Genomic DNA, 6,000 nt, shown 5'->3' with positions numbered 1-6,000 from the left:
ACCAAGCTGGTCCATTTTATCGGGAAAGACAATATCGTTTTCCATTGCATCATTTTCCCTTCCATGCTGAAGGCCGACGGTTCATATATCCTGCCCGATAATGTACCTGCCAATGAGTTTTTGAACCTGGAGGGGGATAAAATTTCGACTTCCCGCAACTGGGCTGTCTGGCTTAATGAATATTTGATCGATTTCAAAGATAAACAGGATGTATTGCGCTATGCCCTTTGTGCCAATGCTCCTGAAACAAAGGATAATGATTTTACCTGGAAAGATTTTCAAAACCGCAACAACAATGAGCTGGTCGCTATCCTGGGGAATTTCGTGAACCGGACTCTTGTTCTGACCGGGAAACATTTTGGAGGAAAAGTGCCTGAAATTGACAACCTCACCGCTTTGGACAGCCAGACTCTGGAGGAGATATCGAAGATCAGGGAAAATGTAGAAAACAGCATCGAAAATTACCGTTTCCGCGAAGCTTTGAAGTTCGCTATGGACTTGGCCCGCTTGGGAAATAAGTACCTGACGGATACAGAACCCTGGAAACTGGTTAAAACCGATATGAAACGGGTAGGGACTATCCTGAATGTCTCTTTGCAGATTACTGCAAATCTCTCCATGTTGGTCGAACCTTTCCTGCCTTTTACTTCAGCAAAATTGCTTCAGCTGCTTAATATTGAGAAATTCTCCTGGAAGAAAATAGGCGAAAAGTCTTTGCTGGAAGTTGGCCATGTCCTTAACAAACCTTCTTTGCTTTTCACCAAAATCGAAGATGAGGAAATTGAAAAGCAGATTCAAAAGCTTCAACAGTCGAAGTTGGAAAATGAAAAGAACAATGCCAAGGTAGAACCCATGAAAGATCCTGTTTCTTATGAGGATTTTTCGAAGATGGATATCCGGGTGGGTACTATTCTCGAAGCTGAAAAAGTGGCCAAAACCAAAAAGTTGCTTAAGCTGAAAATTGATACAGGTGTTGATGTGAGAACGGTGGTATCAGGCATTGCCGAACATTTTAGCCCGGAGGAAATTATCGGCAAACAGGTTAGTGTCCTGGTGAACCTCGAGCCAAGGAACCTCAGGGGCATTGAATCGAAAGGGATGATTTTAATGGCCGAAGATAAAGACGGGAAATTGAAGTTCATGCTTCCTGAAAGCCATACGGAAAACGGTTCTTCTATAAAATAGATTGCATGAGCCTTCCTGAAAAGCGCATAGTCGATTTTTTGTCGCGGCATCATGTCCTTACTCTGGCCGTCTCAACGGATGATCATTTCCCATGGTGTGCAAATTGTTTCTATGCATACTTGGAAGATTTGAATGCCTTTGTTTTTACCTCGGATGAGGATACCCGGCATGCTCAATATGCGTTGCAGCAAAATAAGGTGGCGGGTTCTGTCGTCCTGGAAACGAATATAGTGGGTAAAATTCAGGGCTTGCAGTTCCGGGGGATATTGGAAAAGGCCTCTGGTGTGGTGGGTGACCAGGCGAAAAATGCCTATCTGAAACGTTTTCCTTATGCTGTGCTGATGAAAACCAACCTCTGGATATTATCCCTGACTTATATAAAAATGACCGATAACAGGCTGGGATTTGGGAAAAAACTGATTTGGGAGCAAGCAACCGATACAAAGAAATAATATGTTTATTAATTACCCCATAATTTAATTTTATGATTTTTGTAACAGGAGGAACTGGATTACTCGGATCGCATCTTTTGTTCGAATTGGCAGGGAAAGGGGAGAAGGTCAGGGCCCTTTTCAGGACAGAAAGCCGTAAGGCTGAAGTTTTAAAAACTTTCGGCTATTACAGCAATGATCCCCAAGCCCTTTTCGATAAGATTGAATGGGTTAAGGGGGATACCCTCGATTACCTGTCGCTTGAACAGGCCATGAAAGGGGTAAGCCTTGTATACCACGTGGCCGGATTTGTTTCATTTGCCCGGGAAGATAGGGAAAAAATGATGCAGGTCAACATTCAGGGTACGGCTAATGTTGTCAACGCTGCACTTGAAACGGGAATTGATAAATTGTGCTATGTCAGTTCTATTGCGGCTGTGGGCCCTTCTGCAAATGGCGATCCTGCCTGCGAAGAAGATCAATGGAAACCAGCAAAAGATAATTCGGCTTATTCTATAAGTAAGTATTATGCTGAAATGGAGGTATGGCGCGGAATAGTCGAAGGACTGAAGGCTGTGATTGTAAATCCTTCTATCATTCTTGGACCGGGGAATTGGGAAAAGGGGAGTTCCAGCATATTCCCGGCTGTTTATAAAGGAATGAAATTTTACTCTTCGGGAGTAACTGCTTATGTGGATGTCAGAGATGTGGTGAAGTCAATGGTTTTGCTGATGAACAGTGACATTTCCGGACAGCGTTTTATCGTTTCTGCGGAAAATACCGGCTATAAGGATTTGTTTTCAATGATTGCCACTAATTTTAACAAACCTCTTCCTCAATATAAGGCTACTAAATTTATACTGCAAGCTGTATGGCGCCTTGACTGGCTTAGAAGTAAGTTGTTTTTTGGCAAGCAATTTTTATCCAAAGAAATGGCCAGGTCTGCCGTGAAAAAAGTTTATGTCTCGAACTTGAAAATCAAGGAAGCAATGGGGATGGATTTTTTACCCCTGAAACAAACTACCCGTGATATTTGCAGGATATATATGAATGAATTATCTGCCTCATAACAAAATAATTTAAAGGCAGATGGGAATGCCCGTGGATAATGATTTTCAGGAAATTAAAATTGATTGATGAGAAAAAACACTGAATATTATTTCATTCTTTCAAACAAATTCCTAATTTAGTAAACCGTTATTAAATCAAAATTTTGTATTCTTTTCACGTTAACTATGGTTTCCAAAAATAATATCGAAGAGAGAGATGGAAAATAAATTAATATTTTTTGTCGACGATGATAAGATGATTTTGCATTTAATGGAATATACTTTTAAGAGCAGGGAAGGTTGTCAGGTTCATACTTTTTTTTCGGGAGAAGATTGTATAGCCCATTTGGATGAAAATCCATCCATTATTGTTCTGGATCATATTTTAAGCACTTACAATACGGGAGCCATGAGTGGTATGGAAGCACTTAAAACCATCCATAAAATGCGCAAAGATATCCCTATCATTATTCTTTCCCAGCAACCTGACAAGGATTTGATTGATGAATTCATGAAAAATGGCGCTACACGCTACATCTCAAAAGACGAATATTTCATTGACAGCATGATTGAAACCATTGAGGATGTCCTCAATCTGCAGGGGCAGGATTAACTATACTCCTGCCACTTCAGTTTCTTGCATCTGCATCCTGCTTCTCTTCCTTTCCGTTTCATTCAGAATTATCTTGCGCAGCCTTATATTGTGCGGGGTGATTTCCACGTATTCATCTTCCTGAATATATTCCAGGGCTTCTTCCAGTGAGAATTTAATGGCAGGGGCTATTTTCACTTTTTCGTCCGAACCGGCAGCACGCATGTTCGAGAGTTTTTTAGTTTTGTTTATATTGATGACAATATCCCCGGGACGGGTATTTTCCCCTATGACTTGTCCGGCATAAATTTCTTCTCCTTCATCAATAAAGAACTTGCCCCTGTCCTGCAGTTTATTGAGCGCATAGGCTATAGCTGTGCCTGTTTCCATTGCAATGAGCGATCCGTTTATACGTCTCTCAATTTCACCTTTGTAGGGCTCAAAATCTTTAAATACATGCGACATGATGGCTTCGCCACCGGTTGCTGTCAGTAAATTGCTTCTCAATCCGATGATACCGCGAGATGGAATCTCGAATTCAAGATGGATACGGTCACCTTTACGTTCCATGTTGGTCATTGTCCCCTTGCGCTTGTTCACCATTTCAATGGCTTTTCCGGAAAATTCTTCGGGTAAGTCAATGGACATGTCTTCTATTGGCTCGCATTTTTCGCCGCCAATTTCTTTAATGATTACCTGAGGTTGGCCAACCTGCAATTCATATCCTTCCCTTCTCATGGTTTCAATCAAAATGGAAAGGTGCAATACACCACGGCCATATACCACAAAGGAATCCGTACTGTTGAACGATTGTTCCACACGGAGGGCAAGGTTCTTTTCTAGTTCCTTATCCAACCTTTCTTTGATATGCCTTGAGGTTACATATTTGCCGTCCTTCCCGAAGAAAGGGGAATTATTGATGGTGAATACCATACTCATGGTCGGTTCATCAATTGCAATACTATCCAAAGCTTCAGGATTCTCATAATCTGCAACGGTATCCCCAATGCCGAAGTTTTCAATACCCACTAAAGAACAAATTTCACCTGAGGAAACGCTTTCAACTCTTTTCTTTGCCAAACCCTGATATACCAGTAATTCTTTGATTTTGGTATGTACGATCGATTTGTCCCTTTTTACGAGGGATATATTCATCCCGGTTTTAAGTTCCCCCCTGTGTACCCGGCCAACTGCAATACGACCTACATAACTGGAATAATCCAGGTTGGAAATTAACATTTGCGGTGTACCTTTCAGTACTTTTGGAGCAGGGATATATTTAATGATGTCGTCCAGCAGGGCATTGATATTTTCCGTCGGTTTTTTCCAGTTATCGGACATCCATCCTTCTTTTGCCGAACCGTAAACCGTTGGGAAGTCAAGTTGATCTTCGGTAGCTCCTAAGTTGAACATCAGGTCAAAAACCTGCTCCTGGACTTCTTCGGGACGGCAGTTGGGCTTGTCAACCTTATTGATGACAACAATGGGTTTAAGGCCAAGTTTTAAAGCTTTTTCAAGTACAAACCGGGTCTGGGGCATGGTCCCTTCGAATGCATCTACCAGCAAAATAGCTCCGTCAGCCATATTCAGCACACGTTCCACTTCACCTCCAAAATCGGCATGGCCAGGTGTATCAATGATATTTATCTTAACATCTTTATATTGAACAGCAACATTCTTTGAAACAATGGTGATTCCCCGTTCTCTTTCCAACGGGTTATTATCCAGGATCAATTCTCCCGGTTCTTCAAATTCTTTGAAAAGTTTTGTTTGGATTAATATTTTATCAACTAATGTAGTCTTACCATGATCAACGTGTGCAATAATAGCAACATTCCTAATTTCTTGCATGAAAAATAAAAAATTTAAATAAAGTTTTAACTATAAAAATATGGTGATAAAAAGATGGAGAGGGAAAACTATTTCAAGCCACGCCTAAATTTCTGGAGCTTATGGAGAAGGGAATATTTGTCCCTGGAATTAATGTGATTACTATAGAACATATCAAATTTTATTGGGGTGCAAAGGTACAACTTTATTTAGATAAATTAAACCTTATTTAGAAAAATATACAAGTAACTTTTTGGGAAATATGAAGTTTGCCCATGGAAAAGTTTATCGATTGTTGCCTGCAGGAGATGAAAAGTAAATCCTGATTTGAGTTTAGGGAAAGGAAAAATTTTTTTTTAGGGGAGAAACAAAAAACGGAAATTTTATTTCTTGATTCATAAAAAGCTGGACACAATTGACCTGAAAATAAAGTATTGAAGTTTCGCAAGTAGTAAAAAGGAGTTATAACAGGATTCTGGTTATTGATTGGAGAGAGTTTGATTTGATGACCCACGGGAAAATAGATTTGATCTGTCCTCCCTGTTTTCTACCTTATCCGAAACTTTAAACCCTTTGAACTTTTGAACCATCTTAAACTATCTCTAACCACAATGGACACAAGGATTACACAAGGTTCACAAAGAAATATTTCTCGCGAAGCGTTTTAAATCAATTCATTCCATCTCTAATTTACCCCACACCCCTTAAAAATGGGCTATAACCGGTTTGTGATAAATTGACGGCCGGTGATATTGATTTTTTTGATCCTGGATATTATATTTAACAGCAATTTTAAACTCATTTCCCAGAAAACTTTCCCCGGCCTGTTATTACCCCTTTTTAAGGCATAGGGGGTAAAAAGGTGAAAAATTCACCCCGGCACCCGGGAAATTTTGAACCATTTGAACCATTT

At 40.2% G+C, this 6,000-nt stretch carries 5 protein-coding genes; 4 read left to right on the top strand and 1 reads right to left on the bottom strand.

What is annotated here, in order from left to right:
- The 4 genes from metG to Q8907_11365 all read left to right on the top strand — a co-directional run.
- Positions 1-1,185: methionine--tRNA ligase subunit beta (gene metG / locus Q8907_11380; GenBank protein ID MDP4274868.1), on the top strand; the 1,185-nt coding region annotated here is incomplete at its 5' end.
- A gap of 5 nt (positions 1,186-1,190) precedes the next feature.
- Complete coding sequence (locus tag Q8907_11375) at positions 1,191-1,637, top strand: pyridoxamine 5'-phosphate oxidase family protein (protein MDP4274867.1); 447 nt, start codon at positions 1,191-1,193, stop codon at positions 1,635-1,637.
- A gap of 32 nt (positions 1,638-1,669) precedes the next feature.
- Positions 1,670-2,686 carry an NAD-dependent epimerase/dehydratase family protein gene (locus tag Q8907_11370; GenBank protein MDP4274866.1) on the top strand — a complete coding sequence of 339 codons (1,017 nt, stop codon included), beginning with the start codon at positions 1,670-1,672 and terminating at the stop codon, positions 2,684-2,686.
- Between the two features lie 196 nt (positions 2,687-2,882).
- Positions 2,883-3,278, top strand: a complete 396-nt coding sequence (locus Q8907_11365) for a response regulator (GenBank protein MDP4274865.1) — start codon at positions 2,883-2,885, stop codon at positions 3,276-3,278.
- Here the strand turns inward: Q8907_11365 and typA are convergent, their stop codons facing one another.
- Positions 3,279-5,108, bottom strand: a complete 1,830-nt coding sequence (typA, locus tag Q8907_11360; GenBank protein ID MDP4274864.1) for a translational GTPase TypA — start codon at positions 5,106-5,108, stop codon at positions 3,279-3,281.
- Between the last annotated feature and the right edge of the window lie 892 nt (positions 5,109-6,000).

The sequence above is a fragment of the Bacteroidota bacterium genome (genome assembly GCA_030706565.1).
GTDB lineage: Bacteria > Bacteroidota > Bacteroidia > Bacteroidales > JAUZOH01 > JAUZOH01.
The sequence above is the reverse complement of the archived record's forward strand: the minus strand, read 5'-3'. Positions and strand labels throughout refer to the sequence as shown.

Excerpts from the sequence above, each read along its gene's own strand:
- Q8907_11375 (MDP4274867.1), top strand. The coding sequence starts at position 1,191 with ATGAGCCTTCCTGAAAAGCGCATAGTCGATTTTTTGTCGCGGCATCAT.
- Q8907_11370 (MDP4274866.1), top strand. The coding sequence starts at position 1,670 with ATGATTTTTGTAACAGGAGGAACTGGATTACTCGGATCGCATCTTTTG.
- Q8907_11365 (MDP4274865.1), top strand. The coding sequence starts at position 2,883 with ATGGAAAATAAATTAATATTTTTTGTCGACGATGATAAGATGATTTTG.
- typA (MDP4274864.1), bottom strand. The coding sequence starts at position 5,108 with ATGCAAGAAATTAGGAATGTTGCTATTATTGCACACGTTGATCATGGT.